At 44.2% G+C, this 22,632-nt stretch carries 14 protein-coding genes; 10 read left to right on the forward strand and 4 right to left on the reverse strand.

The window, feature by feature from the left end; genetic code table 11:
- Positions 1-84 precede the first annotated feature (84 nt).
- A complete protein-coding gene (locus AB5026_RS14300; RefSeq protein WP_129976049.1) occupies positions 85-1,230 on the forward strand; it encodes an exonuclease SbcCD subunit D in 1,146 nt (381 codons plus the stop codon).
- Entirely contained in the window at positions 1,230-4,514 is a 3,285-nt protein-coding gene (locus AB5026_RS14305) for an SbcC/MukB-like Walker B domain-containing protein (protein WP_178817852.1), read from the forward strand. The genes AB5026_RS14300 and AB5026_RS14305 overlap by 1 nt, the downstream gene beginning before the upstream one ends.
- Here the strand turns inward: AB5026_RS14305 and AB5026_RS14310 are convergent.
- Both AB5026_RS14310 and AB5026_RS14315 read right to left on the reverse strand, forming a co-directional pair.
- Complete coding sequence (locus AB5026_RS14310) at positions 4,508-6,079, reverse strand: response regulator (RefSeq protein WP_178817854.1); 1,572 nt, start codon at positions 6,077-6,079, stop codon at positions 4,508-4,510. The two genes, AB5026_RS14305 and AB5026_RS14310, sit on opposite strands and share 7 nt — an antisense overlap.
- A complete protein-coding gene (locus AB5026_RS14315) occupies positions 6,076-7,821 on the reverse strand; it encodes a sensor histidine kinase (RefSeq protein ID WP_178817856.1) in 1,746 nt (581 codons plus the stop codon). Before AB5026_RS14315 ends, AB5026_RS14310 begins: the two co-directional genes overlap by 4 nt.
- A gap of 156 nt (positions 7,822-7,977) precedes the next feature.
- Here AB5026_RS14315 and AB5026_RS14320 point away from each other — a divergent pair, with 156 nt between their 5' ends.
- Genes AB5026_RS14320 through AB5026_RS14335 form a run of 4 tightly spaced genes read left to right on the forward strand, consistent with a single transcriptional unit; the run spans position 7,978 to position 11,895 of the window.
- Positions 7,978-9,267 carry an ABC transporter substrate-binding protein gene (locus AB5026_RS14320; RefSeq protein WP_015525935.1) on the forward strand — a complete coding sequence of 430 codons (1,290 nt, stop codon included), beginning with the start codon at positions 7,978-7,980 and terminating at the stop codon, positions 9,265-9,267.
- 60 nt (positions 9,268-9,327) lie between these two features.
- On the forward strand, positions 9,328-10,215 hold the full coding sequence (locus AB5026_RS14325) for a carbohydrate ABC transporter permease (protein WP_021651521.1): 888 nt from the start codon (positions 9,328-9,330) through the stop codon (positions 10,213-10,215).
- Positions 10,215-11,033: a carbohydrate ABC transporter permease gene (locus AB5026_RS14330; RefSeq protein ID WP_021651520.1), complete on the forward strand. Its 819-nt coding sequence runs from the start codon at positions 10,215-10,217 to the stop codon at positions 11,031-11,033. Before AB5026_RS14325 ends, AB5026_RS14330 begins: the two co-directional genes overlap by 1 nt.
- Positions 11,034-11,046: 13 nt before the next feature.
- Positions 11,047-11,895: an MBL fold metallo-hydrolase gene (locus AB5026_RS14335; RefSeq protein WP_021651519.1), complete on the forward strand. Its 849-nt coding sequence runs from the start codon at positions 11,047-11,049 to the stop codon at positions 11,893-11,895.
- Between the two features lie 110 nt (positions 11,896-12,005).
- Here the strand turns inward: AB5026_RS14335 and AB5026_RS14340 are convergent, their stop codons facing one another.
- Complete coding sequence (locus tag AB5026_RS14340; protein ID WP_178817860.1) at positions 12,006-13,490, reverse strand: DUF1846 domain-containing protein; 1,485 nt, start codon at positions 13,488-13,490, stop codon at positions 12,006-12,008.
- 175 nt (positions 13,491-13,665) lie between these two features.
- Here AB5026_RS14340 and ftsH point away from each other — a divergent pair, with 175 nt between their 5' ends.
- The 4 genes from ftsH to AB5026_RS14360 all read left to right on the forward strand — a co-directional run bounded on the left by ftsH (position 13,666) and on the right by AB5026_RS14360 (position 19,731).
- Positions 13,666-15,804: an ATP-dependent zinc metalloprotease FtsH gene (gene ftsH / locus AB5026_RS14345; protein ID WP_021651517.1), complete on the forward strand. Its 2,139-nt coding sequence runs from the start codon at positions 13,666-13,668 to the stop codon at positions 15,802-15,804.
- Between the two features lie 72 nt (positions 15,805-15,876).
- Entirely contained in the window at positions 15,877-17,724 is a 1,848-nt protein-coding gene (gene uvrC / locus AB5026_RS14350) for an excinuclease ABC subunit UvrC (RefSeq protein ID WP_278635280.1), read from the forward strand.
- Between the two features lie 110 nt (positions 17,725-17,834).
- Positions 17,835-18,782, forward strand: coding sequence for an HPr(Ser) kinase/phosphatase (gene hprK / locus AB5026_RS14355; RefSeq protein WP_021651515.1), 948 nt, complete (start codon positions 17,835-17,837; stop codon positions 18,780-18,782).
- Between the two features lie 13 nt (positions 18,783-18,795).
- On the forward strand, positions 18,796-19,731 hold the full coding sequence (locus tag AB5026_RS14360; RefSeq protein ID WP_022426675.1) for an ROK family glucokinase: 936 nt from the start codon (positions 18,796-18,798) through the stop codon (positions 19,729-19,731).
- A gap of 176 nt (positions 19,732-19,907) precedes the next feature.
- Here the strand turns inward: AB5026_RS14360 and AB5026_RS14365 are convergent, their stop codons facing one another.
- Positions 19,908-22,544: a transglycosylase domain-containing protein gene (locus AB5026_RS14365; RefSeq protein ID WP_278635279.1), complete on the reverse strand. Its 2,637-nt coding sequence runs from the start codon at positions 22,542-22,544 to the stop codon at positions 19,908-19,910.
- Positions 22,545-22,632 lie beyond the last annotated feature (88 nt).

Here is a 22,632-nt window from a genome sequence, read left to right on the forward strand (position 1 = left end):
AAAGAAACAGTAAGCGGTATTCGTGAGAATCCGCATTATCTCGATGTGAGTATGTTTAATCACATTTTGAGTGGCAGGTGATCGATGAAACTGATCCATTTATCAGATCTTCACCTGGGAAAACGTGTCAATGAGTTTTCCATGATCGAAGATCAGAAATATATTTTGAATGAAATCCTGAGGATCATTGATAAAGAAGCACCGGACGGGGTTCTTCTTGCGGGGGATCTTTATGACAGACCGATTCCGTCTGCGGAAGCCGTGCAGCTTTTTGACCGGTTTCTTACGCAGTTGGCAGAAAGGAAGATTCCGGTGTATGCCATCAGCGGAAATCATGACAGTGCGGAAAGGATCGCTTTCGGTTCACAGATCATGAGTAGCAGTGGGATCTGCATGACCCCGGTATACGATGGAAAAACAGAAAAGTACTGTTTAACGGACAGCTATGGAGAAGTGTGGATCCATCTGCTTCCATTTGTGCGTCCGGCAACTGTGAGGCACGGGCTGGAAGGAGAAGAAGAGGTGGATGAGATCCGTACCTACCAGGAGGCCGTGCAGGCGGCAGTTGCACATATGGAGATTGATAAACGTCATCGCAATGTACTGATCGCCCATCAGTTTGTGGTCGGTGCAATGCGCTGCGATTCTGAAGAGATTTCCGTTGGAGGTATCGACCAGGTGGAGGCAGATGTGTTCCGGGATTTTGACTATGTGGCACTTGGTCATATCCACAGTCCTCAGAATGTGGGAAGCGAGCACATCCGCTACTGCGGAACTCCTTTGAAATATTCTTTTTCCGAGGCAGGACAGCAGAAATCCGCGACAGTTGTGGAGCTTCTGGAAAAAGGAAATCTCAAGATCAGGGAGATTCCGCTGAAGCCTCAACGGGATATGCGAAAACTGAAGGGCACATACATGGAAATCACATCACTGTCCGGTTATCAGGACACAAACACAGAGGATTATGTGCAGATCACGCTGACAGATGAAGAAGATATCGTAAATGGAATGCAGAAGCTCCGTACTATTTATCCGAATCTGATGAGGCTGGAATATGATAACCGACGCACAAGAGAAAACCAGGAGATCGCAGGCACAGAAACGGTGAAAAGGAAATCTGAGCTGGAATATTTTGAGGAATTTTTTGAACTGCAGAATAACCAGCCCATGAATGAAGAACAGCGGAAATATTCCGAAGACCTGATCCGTAAGATCCAGGAGGTGAAATAATGAGACCGGAAAAACTGACCATCAGTGCCTTCGGGCCCTATGCGGACAAAACAGAGATTGATTTTTCAAAGCTTGGAGAGGGAGGTCTCTACCTGATCACCGGTGACACCGGAGCGGGAAAAACCACGATCTTTGATGCGATCACCTTTGCGTTATATGGAAGAGCCAGTGGAGAGGTAAGAGATCCGGCCATGTTTCGGAGCAAATATGCAGAGCCTTCCACAGAGACCTTTGTGGAGCTTGTTTTTTCCTATCAGGGGAAAAATTATCACGTGCGCCGGAGTCCGGAATATATGGCTCCGAAAAAAAGAGGCACCGGACAGACTCTTAGAAAAGCTGAAGCACAGCTGATCTATCCGGATGAACGTCAGCCGGTGACAAAGGCAAAAGATGTTACTGCGGCAGTGGAACAGCTTCTGGGACTGAGTTATGATCAGTTCACACAGATCGCAATGATCGCCCAAGGGGATTTCCAGAAATTACTTCTGGCAGGAACTACACAGAGAGGAGAGATCTTCCGACAGCTCTTTCACACAGGACTTTATCAGCAGATTCAGATGAAACTTAAGGATGCGTCAATAGCCAGATATAAGGAATATGATGAAATGCGCCGCAGTATTGCCCAGTATTTGGATGGAGTGAAAACGGAGACTGCTTCATGGCAGGAGGCAGAGGAATTTGACGAACTGAAAAAGATAAAATTCGAGGGAAAACTGGAGCGGAGTCTGGAACTTCTGAAGCAGTTTCTGGAATATGGTGAAGCACAGGAAAAAGAGCTCCGGGAAAAAGAAGACTCGCTTAATCAGGATATACGAAAAGCAGAAGAGGCACAAAATCTTGTGGCTCAGAAACGAAATCTGGAGCTGAAAAAGAAAAAAGCGGAAAAAGATCTGGAAGAATTAACACCACTTCTACAGCTTGCAGTAGAAGAGGCGGAAAAATATAAAGATGCAGATCACAGATGTGAAGAGCTTGGAATCAGGATCCGTGAAAAAGAAGAAAAGCTGAAAAAATATCAGGAGCTGGAAAAGCTGAAAAAAGAGCTGGAAACAATCGAAGGAAAGCTTGAAACAGTCAGTGAAAAAAAAGAGAAGGATATTTCCGAAGAGCAGCTTTTGCAGAAAAAAGATGAGGAAGAAAAAAAACGCCTTTCAATACTGGCAGATGCAGGAGAAGAACTACAAAAATACAAGTTTGAGTACGATAAACTGGACAGTGAAAAACGAAGCTATGACAGCTGTCTGCTGACGGAAGAAGAGATCAAAAAAGAACAGAAACAGATAGATGGATGGCAGGAAGAAATCATCCGGAAAGAAACGCAGCAGAAGGAAGAGCTGGAGCAGCAAAAGAAAGACAAGGCGCTGTTGGACAGCGCGGAGCTGGAACTTCAGAAGGCAGAGACGAAAAAGACAGAAGGGCTTCGGAAAAAGAAAGAATTAGAAGGACTGATTGCTCTGGTTAAGGAGTTTCAAGGGGCTTATAATGCCACGAAAGAGCAGCAGGAAAAATATAAGATTTCCATTGAAAAAGTACAAAAGCAGAGAGAAGTTTACCAGAAACTGTTTCAGAGTTTTCTGGACGCGCAGGCAGGGCTCCTGGCGCAGGAACTGAAAGAGGGCTGCCCATGCCCGGTATGTGGTTCTTTCGAGCATCCGCGTCCGGGAATACTTCCCAAAGGACAGGTTGTGGATCAGGAAATCCTGGACAGAGAGAAACAAAAACTGGACAGACTGGAGAATGACGCAAATACGCAGAGTGTGGAAGCAGGAAAACGAAAAGAACGCCAGAAAACATTATGGCATCAGATCCAGAGGGAGGCACAAGAGCTTTTACATGAGACGGAATGGAAAAAGCTGATCCCTTTGCTGAAAGAAAAACAGGACCAATGTGAAAAGCAGCTGGCAGACAGCGAGGAAGAGATTCGCATAGCAATAGAACGTAAAAAAAAGAAGAACGAAACAGAAACGTGGATCGAAAAGCTGGAAACAGAGATCGTTCAGTTACAGGAAGAGAAAAATCAATGTGACAGAAAACAGGCCGGTCTTCAGACAAGAGACGTGGAAAACAAAAAGCAGCAGCAGATAACAGCAGAAGAGATCCGAAAACTGATTCAGAAAAGTCTGGTGGCAGGAAATGGAGAAGTGACGGACAACACAGCTGCAGGATTTGAAAGACAGATACAGGATATGCTCAGCTGCCTGTCAGAAAAAGTTCAGGGAAAGGAAAAAGAAGCAAAACAGAAACAGGATCTTGAGAAGCTGATCATAGAAAGAGAAAAGACTCTGAAAGAACTGGGAAGAGTTATCAATGAAGCTGCACAGGACATCGTACGTCTGGAAACAGAGAGGAAGAACAAAGCACAGAAAGTGGATGAGCTGAACGAAGAGATCGGAGAAGGTGGAAAAGAATCTCTGGAACAGGAAATAAAAACACAGAGGAAGCTGTATGAAGAGCTGAAAGAAAGCAGCAGAAGAGCTCAACAGAAATTACAGGAGATCCGGGCGGAAAAGGAAAGAATAACAGCGGTTGTAAAAAACTTTGAGGAGCAGAAAAAAGAAATCGGAGAAGTAGATGAGGATGCGCTCAGAGAGCAGTACAGCCGTTTTAGGGAAGAGAAAACACAGCTTTCGGAAAAACGAAAAGCACTTTTTTCTGTTCAGAAGGGAAATGAGGAAATATATCAGAAAGTGCAGGTACGTCAGACGGAAATGACTGCGGCGGAAAAAGAATATGTCTGGATGAAAAATCTTTCGGATACAGCAAACGGAAAACTGAACGGAAAATCCAAGATCGAGTTGGAAACGTATATCCAGATGGCATATTTTGACCGGATCCTGCGAAGAGCCAATCTCCGTCTTATGACCATGAGTAGCGGTCAGTACGAGCTGAAACGCCAGGAACAAAGCAAAAATCAGAAAGAAAAAGCAGGTCTTGATCTGAATGTCATTGATCACTATAACGGAACGGAACGAAGCGTAAAGACATTGTCCGGTGGGGAATCCTTCCAGGCATCTCTGTCCCTTGCACTGGGCCTGTCTGATGAGATCCAGGCCTGCGCAGGGGGAATCCGGCTGGATTCCATGTTTGTAGATGAAGGATTCGGATCCTTGGATGAGGAATCCCTGGAACAGGCCCTGAAAGCCCTGACAAGTCTGGCCGACGGAAAACGTCTGGTAGGAATTATCTCACATGTGTCAGAACTGAAGGAACGGATCGAAAATAAGATCATCGTCACCAAAAAATGTGTTGGGGATGGTGTGGGAAGCAGTATAAAAATTCAGTGAAAACGGCAGGAAATCTTCCGATAATCATTGGGAGTCATACCAGTTTGCTGCTTGAAAATACGGCTGAAGTAACGAAAATTGGGATATCCTACCATGTGGGATATCTCATTTACGTGATAGGAAGAAGTTTTCAGCAATTCTTTAGCTTTCTGGATACGCAGATCGGTAAGAAGATCCGTAAAATTTTTGCCGGTTGTCTGTTTGATCAGTCTGCTGATATAAGGAGTACTTCGGTTAAATTCATCGGCGATACTGTATAGGCTCAGAGGTTCTTCATAATTTGCGCGGATATATTCAATCAGCTGACTGGTCAGGTAGTTGTTTTTATTAATTTTATCAGTATTCAGAAGGCCTGCAATCTGAAACATCCAGTCCTGAAATATTTCAGTCTTTTTTTCCGGAAGTGAGGAGGTTGAAAAAAGCTCTTTCTGTGTTTTGGTGATCTGACGTACCGAATCTGACAGTTCCGTGGAAGCTGACTGAAAAAAAGAAAGAAAAAGAGTCATAAAACTATACATGAAACTGTTGAACTCATCAGGAGTTTGCCGGGTGAAAAACTGGGAGATCTCATCAAAATGCCTTTGAATCATTGTTTTGTCACCGGAAGACAGGGAATTGAGAAGAACCTGAAAATAGTTGGATTTTTCATACATGACAGCAACGGGGTTGGTTTCCAGATCACGGTAGAGCATGACAAAATGACTGGAATTTTTCAGGGTATTAAAAATTTCTACAGTCTGGCTTCGAAGCAGGGGAATTTCAGACAGATTCTCAGAGTGACTGCTGATGGCTGCGGACATGAGAACGTGATTCTTTTTTAGTTCCCCATGTATGAAATTAGTTATTTTTGTAAGTTGTTTTTCATCAATGTCCGGACATAAGGAATACAAAGCGTTTCCATAAGAAAAAATAAGAGCTCCCGGAATCTGTTCCTGAAGATAATGTTCGGCGATATGCGTAAAGTAATATTCTTTTTCCAGATCTTTTGAAACTGTTGTAGAACATTTGCAGTATAAAAGGTAATAGCTTTTAATATGATCCAGGCGGAGCATGGTGACTTCTTCATGAAAAGAAGAAGAAAGGGAAGTGGTGTTCCTGAAAAGTAACCGTTCAAAAAAATCTTTTTGAAGATTTCTGATATTTTCTTTTAGATAGGATTCATATTTTTTGCGCATGATCGCCTGATTTTTCCGTTCGGTGATAGTATGTATAGCTTTCAATACGGATTCTTTCAGGACGTTTTCGTCTACTGGTTTTAGGATATAATCGAAAACATGGTTTTTAATCGCTGTCTGTGCATACTTGAAATCAGAAAAACCGGTAATCAGTATTACGATCTTATCTGGAAAATTATTATGCACGAAAGAAGAAATATACAGGCCGTCTTTTCCTGGCATACGGATATCCGTAAGAATGATATCTGGTTGCTGAGAGGATATGATCTCCAGTGCTTTTGCTGCATTGTCAGAAGTAAAAATATTCTCTTTTTCTGTAAAAATCTGTGAAATATACATTTTAAGTTTTTCCAGGATGATCTTTTCATCATCAACGATCAGAATTTTCATTTTGTCAGGTCCTCCCTTTGATGTATTTGTGGAATACGGATCGTAACACATACAGAAGTACGGTCTTCCATATTTTCAAGAAGCAGTCCATAGGAATTTCCGAATTGGGACCGTAGCCGCATCTGAATATTTATAAGCCCAATGCTTTTCTGGTCGGAAAAAGAAGTTTGTGATACAGAGTGAATCTTTTCAATTACCTGGTGAGAAAACAGGGGGCCGGTGTTATAGACTTTGATCAGTACATCGTCTTTAAAAGTAAATAATTGAATAGAAAGAAAGCCATTTTCCACAGATTCACTGATACCATGTATGATAGCGTTTTCAACGACCGGCTGTATGATCAGTTTTGGGATATACAGATCTTCCATGGGATCGTTACATTCGATCAGAAAAAGAAGCCGATCCTGGAAACGCATTTTCTGAATATCCAAATATTCTCTTACGTAATTAAGATCTTCTGAAATAGGAAGAAGATCAGGGCCTTTGATGCTCATTCGCATGATATCAGCCAGTTTTGGAACGATATCTGTGATTTGCGCTGTTTTTCCAAGAGATGCCAGGCTTGAGATACAGTCCAGGGTATTGTAAAGAAAATGTGGGTTGATCTGTGCCTGAAGCGTTTTCAGCTCTGCGTTTTTTAGAAGAATCTGTTGTTCCGTGATCTTCTTTCCGGATTCCTGAAGGCGCAGGAGCATATGGTTGTATTCCTTTGTCAGCTCAGAAAATTCGTTGCTGGAAACTGTGTGGATCAGGGCGGTTTCATCGGCAACAGAAGTTTGTTTTAACTTAGTGATAAAAACCTGAAATTCCCGGGATATGGTTCTTGAAATCTGAATAACAGCGAAAACCAGTATCAAGAGAAAAAATATGGAAATAACCAGTAGCTGACGCCATACACGATTGATCGAATGAAATGCGCCGGTTGTGTTGAGAAGCCCTCCGATTTGTAAGAAATCGTTTACAGAATAGCGGATGGCATAAAAATTACTATTCCCCCTGTGGGAGTGATAATTCATATTCATGCTGGCTGTGACGGATGGGGCATAGGGGGAAGTTGTATATACCAGGTCACTATTTTGAAAAAGGGAATAATAACTATATTCAGAATCCTGATGCTCCGTGATCATATCCTCCATAAACCGGATATTGATCTCAGTCAGTAAAATACCGATCTTCTTTTCCGGTTTCTGAATGTCAAAAATATTTTTGGCAGCAGTGATGTTATAAGGTTCCTTTGGAGAATAGTAATAACAGAGAGTTCCCTTTGGTTGTTTTAGATACTCACTGAGCTGCTCCAGTTTTTGCTCCTGTTGTTCCAGGGTGGAATTATAAATAGTCTGATTGGAAATGATCCCATTATCGGTCAGAACAATATAAACCCGTTGAATTTTAGACTGAGCACCTAAAAGATATGTGGAGAAAAGGGTGTTACACTGGGACTGAACTTCTTCCGGACTGAGCTTTTTATCTGCATAGGAATGGATCAGAGACTGAATTTCTGTTCCGTAAAGCAGCAGATCAATGTTGGAGTTCAGTGAGGAAAAATAACTGGCTGTATTTTTTGCGATAGACAGAGTATTCTCTTCATGTTCCAGAAGAATATTGTTACGGGATTCTTTTACATAAATCATATAAAAAGAAGATAATAAAATGATATAACTGAGAATCACAACTGGAAGAACGATGACAAGAATTCGAAATTTTATAGAGTGTTCTTTAAATTTTGCAGTAATAGAAAACAATTCTTACCCCTCCTTTCGGTATTATTATATAATGATGAGTAAAAAAAACCAATACATATTATGAAAAGTGACACATAATGTCAAGAAGTGTGCACTGTTTTGATATTAAAAATTATAATATAATGAGTTCATCAAAAAAGAACGGAGGGTTTACAAATGAAGAGAAGAAAGGTGACAGCGTGCGCAATGGCAGCGCTCATGGCAATGGGGCTTGTTGGAACAGTGATGCCGGTTTACGCAAAAAGTAATCTGAAAAATGTAGACGATGTAGTTGAGATCAAGATGGCAGTGTGGACTTCCGGAGCTGCGGATATTTACAATAAAGCAGCGGAAGGGTTTAATCAGACTCATGATAATATAAAATTATCTGTGGAGATGCAGTCCGGAGATTATAACCAGTATCTTGGAGCAAAGACAGCGGCAAAAGATCTGCCGGATCTTTTTGAAGTAAGTTCTTATTCTCAGGTATATGATTTTGCACAGAACGGGTTGCTGGCAGACGTAAGCGATCATGAGTTTGTGGACAAACTTTATGACAATGCAAAAGAAGCAGTTACTTATGATGGCAAAGTGTGGGGATTTCCACAGATGTATGAATGGTGGGGTGTACTTTATAATAAAGATCTTTTTAAAAAAGCAGGAATTGAAAAAGTGCCGGAAACTTTTGATGAGATGAAAGCAGTCTGTGAAAAACTTCAGGCTGCGAATATTACACCATTTACCGCTATTTATAAAGATAACTGGACAGTAAGTCAGGAATTCTGCTCCTTATTCGGAGGAGTACTTGGTGGAAAAGATAAGATCGACAGCTGGCTGGATTCCATGAATAAGGGAGAAGGGAGCTTTAAGGTGGATGGCGTAGACAGAGTCTTTGATTTTATGGATCTTATGAAAGAAAATTCCGGACAGAATTATATGGATTCGGATGCGGCCACAGGATTTTATGCATTTGCAAACCAGGAAGCAGCAATGATCTTTCTTTCAGATGCGGCAACGATTTCTGTAGGAAGTGTAACACAGGATCTTCCCATCGGATTTTTTGCAGTTCCAGTAAGTGATAACGCAGATGATGCAGAAGTTGTGGCATGTGCAACAGATGCGATCGTGGCCAACGCAAACGGGGAACACTTGGATGAAGCCCTGGAAGTGCTTGATTATATCGGAGATGGCGGGGACTGGCTGAAAACAGTGACCAATAGCTACGGCGGCTTTATGGCTTGCATGGACATTGAAGCAGATGATGAAATTGCAAGTAAGGATTATTATAAAGATCTGAAAGCGTATATGGATGCAGGAAAGGTCAGAAGTACTTTGTGGAATCAGCTTCCAAGCGGAGCAAGCGATGTTCTGGGCGATGATGTTCAGGGATATTTTGCAGGAATAACCGATGAAGATCAGACACTGGATGCTCTTGATGAAGGATTTAAAAAGCTTGCAGAAGAATAAACACACAGGAAAACAGGCGGACTTTTAAAAGTCCGCCTGCTATATACGGGGGTAGGAAACATGTCGGACATTTTATACAGAAAACAGAAAAAATATTATTTCCTTCTTGTGCTGCCGGCACTGTGTATTTATACTTTTGCGCTGGCAGGACCGTTAATTTTTGGAACGATCCCGAATTCGTTTTTCAGTTGGAATCTGATCAAAGGAACGCATAACTGGATCGGAATAAAAAACTTTGTCGATTTGGTTCATGATAGAGATTTTATACAATCTATGTTTTTGACGTTTAAACTTGCAGTGGTTACGATTGTTCTGACCAATGTACTGGCTTTTTTTATAGCTCTGGCGTTGAATACACATATTTTCGGTAAGCCAGTGATCCGGGCGTTCTTTTTTATTCCGAATATTATCAGTGGAGTTATGATCGCCCTGGCGTGGACATTTATTTTTCAGAAAGTAACGCCAATAATTGGAGAACTTTTACATTCGGAAGCAGTAACAGGGTTTAGCTGGTTCGGGAGTTCAACGGCAGCATTTGCGGCGGTATCAGTGGTTACCGTGTGGCAGGGCCTGGGATTTTTGATGATCCTTTACATCACAGGTTTACAGTCGATTCCTCTTGATGTGATGGAAGCGGCATGCATTGACGGATGTGTGGGACTGAATCGTATTATAAAAATCCAGCTTCCGCTTCTGATGCCAACGATTACGATCAATCTGTTTGTATCTATTGCAAATGCATTTAAAGCATTTGATATTAACTACGCTTTAACCGGCGGCGGACCTTCAAAAACAACACAGACGATCGCCATGAATATTTATGATGACGCATTTGGAACTTTTAATATGGGGTATGGCTGTGCGAAATCGGTGATCCTGTTTTTGATCATAGCAGCAATTTCCTTGATTCAGCTTAATATTACTAGAAAAAGAGAGGTGCAGTCATAATGACATGGAAAAAGAAAATTGCAGGTACCGCAGCAATGTTTATATTAGGCTTTATTTTTATTTTACCGGTATTGTGGATCGTTATGAATTCAATTAAAACAAGTCCGGAAATTGCGGCTGATTTTCTGGCATTACCAAAGTCTTTATATCTTGATAATTTTAAAAATGCCATGGAAAGCATGAATTTTTTAGTTGCATTAAAAAATTCTGTTGTGATTACATTGGGAGCTATGCTGGGAGGGCTGTTCGTATCGTTTGCCGGTGCTTTCGGAATCTCACATCTTCGTGGGAAAATCTCACAGAATCTGTATCTGTATTTTGTTTTCGGACAGATCGTGCCGTTTCATGCAGTTATGATTCCTATTTCTGTACTTGCTACAAATACCAATCTTACCAATTCCCTTGGAGGAATTATCATTCTTGATATTGGATTCTTCTGTGCGTTTGGAATTCTGACGTTTACGGGATTTTTGAAAAATGTACCTCGGGAGCTGGAAGAAGCAGCCGCAATAGATGGATGTGGAGTTTTTCGAATTATGACGCAGATCGTATTTCCACTTGTTAAACCAGCAACGGTTACCATTGGTGTATTGTTTTTTATGTGGTCCTGGAATGACTTTCTGCTTCCCAGTATTCTCATTGGAGACAGTGAACTGAGACCGCTGACGGTAAATCTTTTCATGTTCAGAAGTGCTACCAGCACACAGTGGAATCTGTTTATTGCAGGACTTACCTTGTGTATTATTCCCACAATTATCCTTTACATCTGTGCACAAAAATATATTACAAGCGGACTGACAATGGGAGCTGTAAAATAAAGGAGGAATGAAGATGCAGTTATTCAGGATCATTCCGTTGGAAAAAGATCTGTGGGCGATCAATGAAATAGATAAGACGGTTATGTATGTGATAAATGGAACAGAAAGAGCTCTTCTTCTGGATACGGGACTGGGACTTACCGATTTAAAAGAAGAAGTTTTGAAACTTTGTGGAGAAAAATCTCTGATTGTTGTAAATACTCATGCTCATGTGGATCATAATTCAGGAAATTATCAATTTGAAGAAGTATGTGTGGGAAGGTATGACGAACCTTTTTCCCATCAGATCGTAGACCAGGAGCTGAGAGAAATGTCTGAGCTCATGTTCTTTGAAATTCCTGAAAAAGAGGGATTTTCGTTTGAAATGTGGAATCCCGGGCCGGCAAGAAAAATCTGTACAGTCAGGGATGGGGATATCTTTGATCTGGGAGATAAAAAACTTAAAGTTCTGGAAGTTCCCAGTCATACCCTGGGGTGTATTGCATTGTTTGAGGAGAAGAAAGGATGGCTTTTTACAGGAGATATCATGCTCACCTGGGAAGTGTGGGGACATTTGAATCCTGGAAAAAGTCCGCTTGCCCCATCTGCTTCTTTGCGTGTATACTATGAAAGCCTTTTAAAATTGAAGAAAATCAGAAAAAAAGTAAGCAGCGTTTTTCCTGCTCATGTCTGCGAAAAAGAAAAAGACTGTTATAAAAAGTATGCGTTATCTCCGGAAATTATAAATATATATTGTGACGGAATTGAGAAAATATTTTCAGGAGAACAGAAAGGTGAACCTTATTTTCATATGGTCGAAAACGGAAGTGTTGTGAAATTTACAACAGGTGGTATTGTCTATCAGAAAGATAGGATGAATTAAATAGGAAAATATCGGCAAGTTGATTGATTATAGATTCCCTCAAAAAAATCCCCTGTACGGTTCGGCGTTTGTACGTAGATCCGGCACAGGGGATTTTGGTGTTTATAAGATCAGACTTTCTGATATTCTTTCTTTTTCTCAGCCTTGGCTTCGCAGGTAAGCTCAACACCAAGCTTACGGAAGCTGATCACATCCACATCGGAAAGCATTACGGAAGTATGAGCCTGGCATCCACGGAGATTCGGGATCTGTTCCAGGGCAAGGCGTGCGGCATCGCTGGTTGCGGCACTCATGGAAAGGGCGATCAGGATCTCATCAATGTGAAGACGTGGATTTTTGCTTCCAAGATATTTGGTCTTCAGCTGCTGGATCGGATGGATGGCATCCGGAGAGATCACATGAAGCTCGTGATCGATTCCTGCCAGCTCTTTCAGGGCATTGAGAAGAAGCGCAGCGGATGCGCCGAGAAGATCGGAGGTTTTTCCGCATACGATCTTTCCGTCAGGAAGTTCCATAGCGGCGGCAGGGCCATTGGTTGCTTTTTCTTTTTCGAGGGCAGCCGGAACAACCTTACGGTCAGTGATCTCTGCATGAGCTTGCTGGAGAAGAAGCTCGATCTTACGTACCTCATTCTCTGTGCCGGAGCCGGAAACCAGAGCGTTCATGCCCTTATAATAACGGCGGATGATCTCCTGGCGGGAAGCCTCCTGGCATACTTCATCGTCAACGATGCAGTTACCTGCCATGTTGACACCCATATCTGTCGGAGATTTATAAGGGCAGCTGCCCATGATCTTCTCAAACATGGCCTGTACAACAGGGAAAACTTCTACGTCACGGTTGTAGTTGACAGTAGTTTTGCCGTAAGCCTCCAGATGGAACGGGTCGATCATGTTGACATCGTTCAGATCCGCAGTGGCAGCTTCGTAGGCAAGGTTTACCGGATGTTTCAGAGGAAGATTCCAGATCGGGAAGGTCTCAAATTTTGCATAGCCGGCTTTTACTCCTCGTTTGTATTCGTGGTAAAGCTGGGAAAGGCAGGTTGCCATCTTTCCACTTCCTGGTCCCGGTGCTGTGATCACGACCAGAGGTCTGGTAGTTTCAATATAATCATTCTTTCCATAACCCTCGTCACTTACAATAAAGGAAGTGTTGCTTGGATAGCCGGGGATCAGGTAAAGCTTGTAGACACGGATTCCCAGTTTCTCCAGACGTTTTTTGAAGAGATCGGCACTTTCCTGGCCGGAGTACTGTGTGATGCATACGCTTCCCACATACAGGCCACGGCTTGAAAACTCATCCATAAGACGGAGCACATCTTCGTCATAGGTGATCCCAAGATCGCCACGTATTTTATTCTTGTCAATGTCATTGGCACTGATAACAATAACGATCTCCGCCTGATCAGAAAGCTGCATCAGCATGCGGAGCTTGCTGTCCGGTTCAAAACCCGGAAGAACACGGGATGCATGGTAGTCGTCAAACAGTTTGCCGCCGAATTCAAGATAAAGCTTATTGCCGAACTGACCGATTCTTTCACGGATGTGTTCTGACTGCATTTTCAGATATTTGTCATTATCAAAACCTATTTTCATTTGTCTGATTTCCTCTCCTCTTTAATTTTCCAATTCACTGGGAACAGTATACTACAACTTTACGTTCACTGGCAATATCCAATGCGGTGTTTTTTCGATGGTATTTTTGTAATCTCGCAGTTGATTTATATGGTTTTTCTCTTTATAATAAAGAAATGACAAGAGGAGGAAAAAAATGAATAATCAACTGAATAATGATCAGGACGGGAAGCGACCTGACAACAAAGATCCTAGGCAGGGATCAGGTAAAAATCATCAGTCGATTCTGGCTTTTCTGATATGCCTCCTGGTCACATTGGTGTGCTTCGCGTTGTTTACCAATATGCTGAAGGATAACAGCAGTGAGATCTCCTATGATAAATTTATCGATATGGTGGATAAGGACCAGGTTAAGGAAGTAACGATCCAGTCCAGTACATTGACGATCGTACCCAAGAAAAAGAATTCCAAGTACGAGGATATGAGCTATTACACCACGAAGACCGAAGACAGTACAGCACTTACCAAGAGACTGGAAGGAAAGGGAATCAAGTTTGAGACCGATCCGCCGGATGTTTTTGGTGAATTTGTTGCAATGATCCTGAGCGTGGTTCTGCCGACACTGCTTCTGTTCGGACTTCTGATGTTCTCCATGCGCCGCATGAACAAAGGCGGCGGGATCATGGGCATGGGCGTAGGTAAGAGCAAAGCCAAGGCATATGTGCAGCAGGAAACGGGCGTTTCCTTTAAGGATGTGGCAGGTCAGGATGAAGCCAAGGAATCTCTCCAGGAAGTTGTGGATTTTCTTCACAACCCCGGAAAATACACAGCCATCGGAGCCAAGCTGCCTAAGGGCGCACTTCTTGTAGGCCCTCCGGGAACCGGTAAGACATTACTTGCCAAGGCAGTTGCAGGTGAAGCGCAGGTACCGTTCTTCTCTCTTTCCGGCTCGGAATTTGTGGAGATGTTTGTGGGCGTGGGTGCCTCACGTGTCCGTGACCTTTTCGAGGAAGCCAAGAAGAATGCTCCGTGTATCGTATTTATCGATGAGATCGATGCCATTGGTAAAAGCCGTGATTCCCGCTATGGCGGCGGAAATGATGAGCGTGAGCAGACATTGAACCAGCTGCTTGCGGAGATGGATGGCTTTGATACATCCAAGGGACTTCTGATCCTTGCTGCGACAAACAGACCGGAGGTTCTTGATCCGGCTCTTCTCCGTCCGGGACGTTTTGACAGACGTGTGATCGTTGACAGACCGGATCTTAAAGGAAGGGTGGATATACTGAAGGTACATGCCAAGAACGTACTTCTGGATGACACCGTTGATTTTGAAGCTATTGCACTTGCAACTTCCGGTGCGGTAGGCTCTGATCTTGCCAATATGATCAATGAGGCTGCGATCCTTGCAGTCAAGAAGGGACGTAAAGCTGTATCACAGAAGGACCTGGAAGAATCCGTAGAAGTAGTTCTGGTGGGAAAAGAGAAGAAGGACCGTATCTTAAGCAAACAGGAACGCCGGATCGTATCCTACCATGAAGTCGGACACGCACTGGTAAATGCACTCCAGAAGGATGCGGAGCCTGTACAGAAGATCACCATCGTACCCCGTACCATGGGAGCACTGGGTTATGTTATGCAGGTACCTGAGGAAGAAAAATATCTCAACACCAAGAAAGAATTGGAAGCTATGCTGGTAGGCTATCTTGGCGGACGTGCTGCAGAGGAGATCGTTTTTGACACAGTCACTACAGGTGCTGCCAATGATATTGAGCAGGCTACCAAGGTGGCCAGAGCCATGATCACACAGTATGGTATGTCTGAGAAGTTCGGACTGATGGGACTTGCCACACAGGAGAACCAGTATCTCAGCGGAAGAGCAGTTTTAAACTGTGGTGATGATACCGCAACAGAGATCGATCATGAGGTGATGAAGCTTCTCCACCATTCCTATGAGGAAGCCAAGAGGATCCTTGGAAGTCACAGAACAGAGATGGATAAGATCGCGGAATATCTGATCCGCAAGGAAACCATTACAGGTAAAGAGTTCATGAAGATCCTCCGTGCAGTTCAGCAGGGCCTGGATATCCCGGAGAATCTGGATGATCTGGTACTTTCCGAGGATGAAAAAGAAGTGTCCAATAAACAGGATATTGAAATGATCGCGGAAAATAACGAGGCTGCAAAAAGTACAGAATCGGTTCAGTTCAGACCGGAGATATCCGGACAGGAACTGACAGAGGATATGCAGGCACCGGAGAAAACAGAAGAATCTGCTCAGACAACAGATAGTGATCATGCAGAAACAGAAGAAAAGCCGGGATCACAGGCATAAAACAGATCATAAGAAAACCGGGAGAAATCCCGGTTTTCTTATTACTGTAATAGTAAAACAGGAGAATAAAGTATGTTCATAATCGAGGAAGAATTAAAGAAGCTTCCGGCAAAACCGGGAGTTTATATCATGCATGGCGAGAAAGACGAGATCATCTATGTGGGAAAAGCCATCAGTCTGAAGAATCGTGTGCGCCAGTATTTCCAGAGCAGTCGTAATAAAGGTGCCAAGATTGAACGGATGGTTACACATATTACCAGATTTGAGTACATTATTACGGATTCGGAGCTGGAAGCCCTTGTGCTGGAGTGTAATCTTATCAAGGAACATCGTCCGAAATATAATACCATGCTCAAAGATGACAAGAGCTATCCGTTTATTAAGGTGACAGTTCATGAGCCATACCCGAGAGTGCTTTTTGCCAGGAGAATGAAAAAGGACAAGGCAAGATATTTTGGCCCCTATACAAGCGGCGGAGCAGTAAAGGACGTGATCGAACTAGTGCGGAAGCTGTATCAGGTACGCTCCTGCAACCGCAGTCTTCCGAGAGATACCGGAAAGGACCGGCCCTGTCTGTACTATCATATGAAGCAGTGCAAGGCACCCTGCCAGGGATATGTCAGCCAGGAAGAATACCGGAAGAATATCAATAAGGTGATCAAATTTCTGAATGGAGATTTTCAGGACGCCATTAGTGAGCTGATGGAAAAAATGCAGAAAGCTTCGGAGGAAATGCGCTACGAAGATGCTATGGAATACCGGGACCTGATCAGCAGTATCCGGAAGATCGGGGAACGGCAGAAGATCACCGGCTACGGGCAGGAAGACAGAGACATCATTGCAGTAGCCATGGATGACAGTGAAGACCTCAGGGATCAGGATGCGGTTGTCCAGGTGTTTTTTATCCGGGATGGCAGGCTGATCGGCAGAGATCATTTTTATCTCCGTGTGGCAAAAGGTGATACAAAGGCGCAGGTCCTTTCAAGCTTTCTGAAACAGTTTTATGCGGGAACGCCATTTATTCCATCTGAGATCATGCTCCAGAGTGAGATCGAAGATGCAGATATCATCGAGGAGTGGCTGTCAGGAAGGAGAAAGCAGAAGGTACACATCCGGGTCCCGAAGAAGGGAACCAAGGAAAAACTGGTAGAACTTGCCCTGGAAAATGCCCGTATGGTACTTGCCAAGGACAGAGAACGGATCAGGCGGGAGGAAGGACGAACTATTGGAGCTGTTCATGAGGTGGAAGAATGGCTGGGCTTGAAAAATGTGGTGCGCATGGAAGCCTATGATATTTCAAATATCAGTGGCTTTGAGTCTGTGGGATCCATGGTGGTTTATGAAAAAGGCCGTCCCAAACGCAGTGATTACCGTAAGTTCAAGATCAAATGGGTACAGGGACCCAACGATTATGCTAGCATGGAAGAGGTTCTGACCCGAAGGTTCACTCATGAGAGTAACGGAGAATTTGACAGCTTTGCAAGGCTTCCGGATCTGATTCTGATGGATGGTGGAAGAGGGCAGGTAAATATCGCTCTGAAGGTGCTGAATGAGCTTGGGATAAACATCCCGGTCTGCGGTATGGTCAAGGACGATCATCATCGGACGAGAGGCCTGTATTTCAACAATGTGGAGATTCCTATTGACACATCCGGCGAAGGCTTCCGCCTGATCACCAGGATCCAGGATGAAGCCCACCGGTTTGCCATTGAATACCATCGTTCCCTCAGGAGCAGGGAACAGGTCCATTCTATCCTGGATGATATCCCGGGGATCGGTGATACCAGGAGGAAAGCTCTTCTGCGTAAATTTAAATCTGTGGAAAATATCCGGGATGCATCGGAGGAAGAACTGGCACAGACAGAGAGCATGAATGCCAGAAGCGCCCGTCAGGTCTATGAATTTTTTCATAAATCCTGATGCTGCATTGCAGTTTCAGCAGTGATTGTGTATAATTAAAGATAAGGTGTCTCACGCCTCGGTAAAACGGCAGTGAGAATGCAAACTTTCAGCGAAAAGGAGACAAAAGTATGAAGGGTGTACAGTTGACAAAGATGGTACAGGAACTGGAGCTTAATAATCTGACTCCGGAGATCGACCTGTCAGGCATCGTGATCAAGACTGCGGAGATCAACAGACCTGCGCTTCAGCTTACCGGATATCTGGAGCATTTTGCCAATGAACGAGTTCAGATCATTGGATATGTAGAGTATACGTATCTGATGCAGCTTAATGAGGAGGAGAGACGTTTTAAATATGAACGTTTCATTTCCAGCAAGATCCCCTGTGTTATTTTCAGTACCATGACCCGTCCGTCTCAGGACATGATCGATCTGGCTGTTAAATATAATGTTCCGACATTCGTGACAGAAAGAACAACATCCAGCTTCATGGCAGAGATCATCCGCTGGCTGGGCGTGCAGCTTGCACCATGTATTTCTATTCATGGTGTGTTGGTTGATGTTTACGGCGAGGGAATCCTGATCACAGGTGAGAGTGGTATCGGTAAGAGCGAGGCAGCCCTGGAGCTGATCAAGAGAGGTCATCGTCTTGTCAGTGATGATGTTGTTGAGATCCGTAAGGTCAGTGACGTAACACTGGTGGGATCTGCGCCGGATATCACACGTCACTTTATCGAACTTCGTGGTATCGGTATCATCGACGTAAAAACACTGTTCGGTGTTGAGAGTGTTAAGGATACCCAGTCCATCGATCTTGTGATCAAGCTTGAGGAGTGGGACAGAGACAAGGAATACGATCGTCTTGGACTACATGAGGAGTATACAGAGTACCTTGGAAATAAGGTAGTATGCCATTCTCTTCCGATCCGTCCGGGCCGTAACCTGGCGATCATCGTTGAGGCAGCGGCTGTCAACCACAGACAGAAGAAGATGGGATACAATGCGGCAGAGGCTCTGTACAAGCGTGTACAGGCAAATCTTGCGAAAAAAAGAGAAAATCCGGATGACGAAGAATAAGAGAGGGTAAGAAATGGGAACATATTGTTTTGGAATCGATGTAGGTGGAACAACTGTAAAATGCGGACTTTTCCGCACGGATGGTACTCTTGTTGAGAAATGGGAGATTCCAACCCGTAAAGAAAACAATGGAGATCAGATCCTTCCTGATGTGGCAGCAGCAGTAAATGCCAAGATGGAAGAAAAGGGTATCTCCAAAGAGGAGGTGGAAGGCGTCGGAATCGGTGTTCCGGGACCGGTAAACTCCAAAGGCGAAGTATCACGTGCAGTAAATCTCTTCTGGGGATATAAGAACGTTGTGGGAGAGATGGAAGAACTTACAGGTCTTCATGCGGAAGCCGGAAATGACGCCAATGTAGCGGCATTGGGAGAGGCATGGAAGGGTGCTGCAGCAGGCTCCTCCGATGTGATCATGGTCACACTTGGAACAGGTGTAGGCGGTGGTATCATTGTTGATGGAAAGATCGTGACCGGACATCACGGAGCTGGCGGTGAGATCGGACATGCCAATGTGGATCATCATGAAACAGAATCCTGCAACTGCGGAAACAGGGGCTGTCTGGAACAGTATGCTTCTGCGACCGGAATTGTCCGCATGGCAAAAAAAGAGCTTGCAGCTTCCGGTGAGAACAGTGTTCTCAGAGATGCCGGAGAGATTTCAGCAAAAGCAGTTCTGGACGCATTTAAGGAGAATGATCCGGTAGCTGTAGCAACCATGGAAAAGGTCGGAGAGCAGCTGGGTGGTGCTCTTGCCATTATTTGCTGTGTGACAGATCCGGAGACCATTGTTATCGGCGGAGGAGTTTCCAAGGCCGGACAGCCGCTTATTGACTGTATCCGGAAATATTACAGAGAGTATGCTTTTGAATCCTGCAAGGATACTCCTATCGTGATCGCGACACTTGGCAATGATGCAGGAATCTACGGTGCAGCCAAGATGGTACTTTAACCGAACCAGGGAAGTCCCCTGCTTCAAATGCGAAAAGTAATAAGCGGTGGGTGGGACTTGCCTGAACTGATAAACTGCGAGACAGTAAGAAGTTATTAAAAGTAAAAAAAGTGGTTTCCATATTTCAGGAAACCACTTTTTTATATGTTGTTTATGAAAGATACCTATAATGGAGATCATTCATAATATTCTACCGGATCTTCGCCGGTGTCATAGCTGCCGTCATCGCCACCGGTATCATTGCTGCCGTCATCACCACCGGTGTTGTCGTCGGTTCCGGAATTGTCAGTATCATCACCGGTATTATCGGAACCGTCATCAGAAGTGTCAGTATTGTCAGTGTCGGTGCTGTCAGTACTGTCCGGAGCTGCGCTTGGAATCGCTTCAGCTGCTGCATCGGTATCGGCGTCCGTATCTTCGTTATTATAATAGTCCTCTTCATCGTAATCGCTGCTGCCGTAGAAATGCTGATCACAGTATTCGGTGGGAAGACTGGAGATATCAAAATACTCTGTGATAGTCGGGCATCCGGATCTGGGAAGAAGACCGGTCTCTGCGCAGACACTGGCTTTTTCCACACTGGAAGGCATATCGAAATCTCTGTCCTCCAGGCCCTCGTGGATACGGGTCATAACCTTTTTCCAGAGGTTTTTGTGGAAGTTACGGGCATCTTCCGGAATTTTTTCGTTGTTGTCATAGCCGGACCATACTGCACAGGTGTAGTACGGTGTGTAGCCTACGAACCACAGGTCATTGTAGTCCTCTGTAGTACCTGTTTTTCCGGCTACAGTCATATTATCCAGCTGGCAGGCGGTACCGGTACCTTTTTTTACAACGTCTTCCATGGCGCTTGTAAGAAGATAAGCGGTACTGTCTTTGATCACAGATCTGGAAACGGAGGAGTTCTCGATCAGAACATTTCCGTCATGATCAAGGATCTGTGTATAATAGATCGGTTTGATATAGTTCCCGCCATTAGCAATGGCTGCATATGCAGCACAAAGTTCCACGTTCTTGACACCTTTGGTGATACCGCCAAGAGCAGTAGCCAGGTTGGCGTCACTCCAGATATTTCCGTTGGCATCTTTATCTGCCTCAGTTCCGTGAGCTAGTGTGGTGAAACCGAAATCATCCAGATATTTAAGGCCGAGAGCCGGGGTAACCTGCTCTAGGCATTTAACAGCTACAACGTTGATGGAATTCTGGATCGCTTTGCGGATGGTGGTCTCGCCGCCGTAGCTTCTTGAGGCGTTGTTGACAGGAGATCCGTCCGGGTATTCGTAAGGCTCATCCATAAAGGTTGTAGCAAGTGTATCGCCTTTTTCGTTCAGCGCCGGTGCATAGGTGGAAACGATCTTAAAGGTAGAACCAGGCTGTCTGGTCGTATCAGTGGCACGGTTCAGAGTCAGGCTGGCTGTTTTTTCACCACGGCCTCCGATCAGGGCTTTTACGTAACCGGTATGCTGGTCAATGACAGTCATGGAAGACTGTGGCTGTGGCGCAAAGTTTACACGCTCAGATACTACGGTGCTTCCGTCTGCCAGGATGTTGGCCTTGTACTGATCCACATACTGCTGACCTTCCTCAGGAGAATCAAAGAGAAGATCAAATTCTGGATCCTGATCGCGGAAATACAGCTGCAGCATTTCTTTGCTGTAGTTTGTCTGTTTTCCATCCGGGCTTTGTACAGTCAGCGCATAATCCAGTTCATACTGAACATTGGCCGGATAGTTATCAGGGTTCGCATATTCCTCATCAAGGATCTGCTGCATGTTGGAATCCAGGGTTGTCATGATCTTCAGACCACCGCTGTAAAGAAGATTGGTAGCCTGTGTCTTGGTATATCCTTTAATGTTCATCAGGTCGCTGATGACCTGATTGGTAACCTCATCTTCGAAATACGTGTAAACAGTACTTTCTTCTTCGGTGTTCTCAAGCTGTGCGGCCTGGATACGGGAATAAACGTCATCATTCAATGCGGCATTATATTCATCCTGTGAGATGTAATTCTGATCCAGCATGTGATCCAGGACTTCCTTCCGTCTCTTGGAGTTTGCTTTTGGATTGGTGATCGGATTGAATTTGGTAGGGTTCTGCGTGATGCCGGCAAGGGTGGCACATTCAGAAAGGTTTAGATCCCATACGTCTTTGTTAAAGTATTTTTTGGAAGCGGCCTGTACACCGTAGGAACCTGCACCCAGGTTAATGGTATTCAGGTAATTCTCAAGAATCACATTTTTGTCATATTTTTTTTCAATCTGTACAGCAAGGTACTGCTCCTGGAACTTACGTGTGAAACGTTCCAACTGTGTGGATTCGTTGGTCCAGTCAGTGAAAACATTATTCTTCAGAAGCTGCTGTGTGATGGTACTGGCACCCTCGGAAAAGTTACCGGTGGTGATCGCCTTCATTCCGGCACGTGCGATACCGCGGACATCAATACCGTTATGTTCATAAAAACGCTCATCCTCAATGGCTACCACTGCATGCTGCAGACTGACCGGGATCTGGTCCAGGGAGACCGGAAGACGGTTGGATGTAGGGGCTGAAAGCTGTCGGATCTGTGTTCCCTGGTCATCATACAGGAAGGTTGCATATCCGAGAGGTGAAATATCCACATCGTTGACGTCAGGTGCTCCGGCGATCACGCCCCGGAAGGAGCCGATACCAAGGCAGACAACCATGACGCAGACTGCGATCAGAGCTGTAAATAAAACCCGGATAAACGAAACATGTGCTCTTTTTTCCAGCATGGAAGTACGGGAGATCAGAGCATTCCGCTTCTTGGAAGTGGATCTTTTTCCGTAGTTCATAATATTCCTCCTTTATAATCCGTTTCATTATAACAAATATGAGATGCCAAATAAAGCCTTAAAAAAAATTTCACAATTCATGATATCT

The organism is Blautia sp. RTP21359st1_E11_RTP21359_211015, from assembly GCF_040910705.1.
Lineage (GTDB): Bacteria > Bacillota > Clostridia > Lachnospirales > Lachnospiraceae > Blautia_A > Blautia_A fusiformis.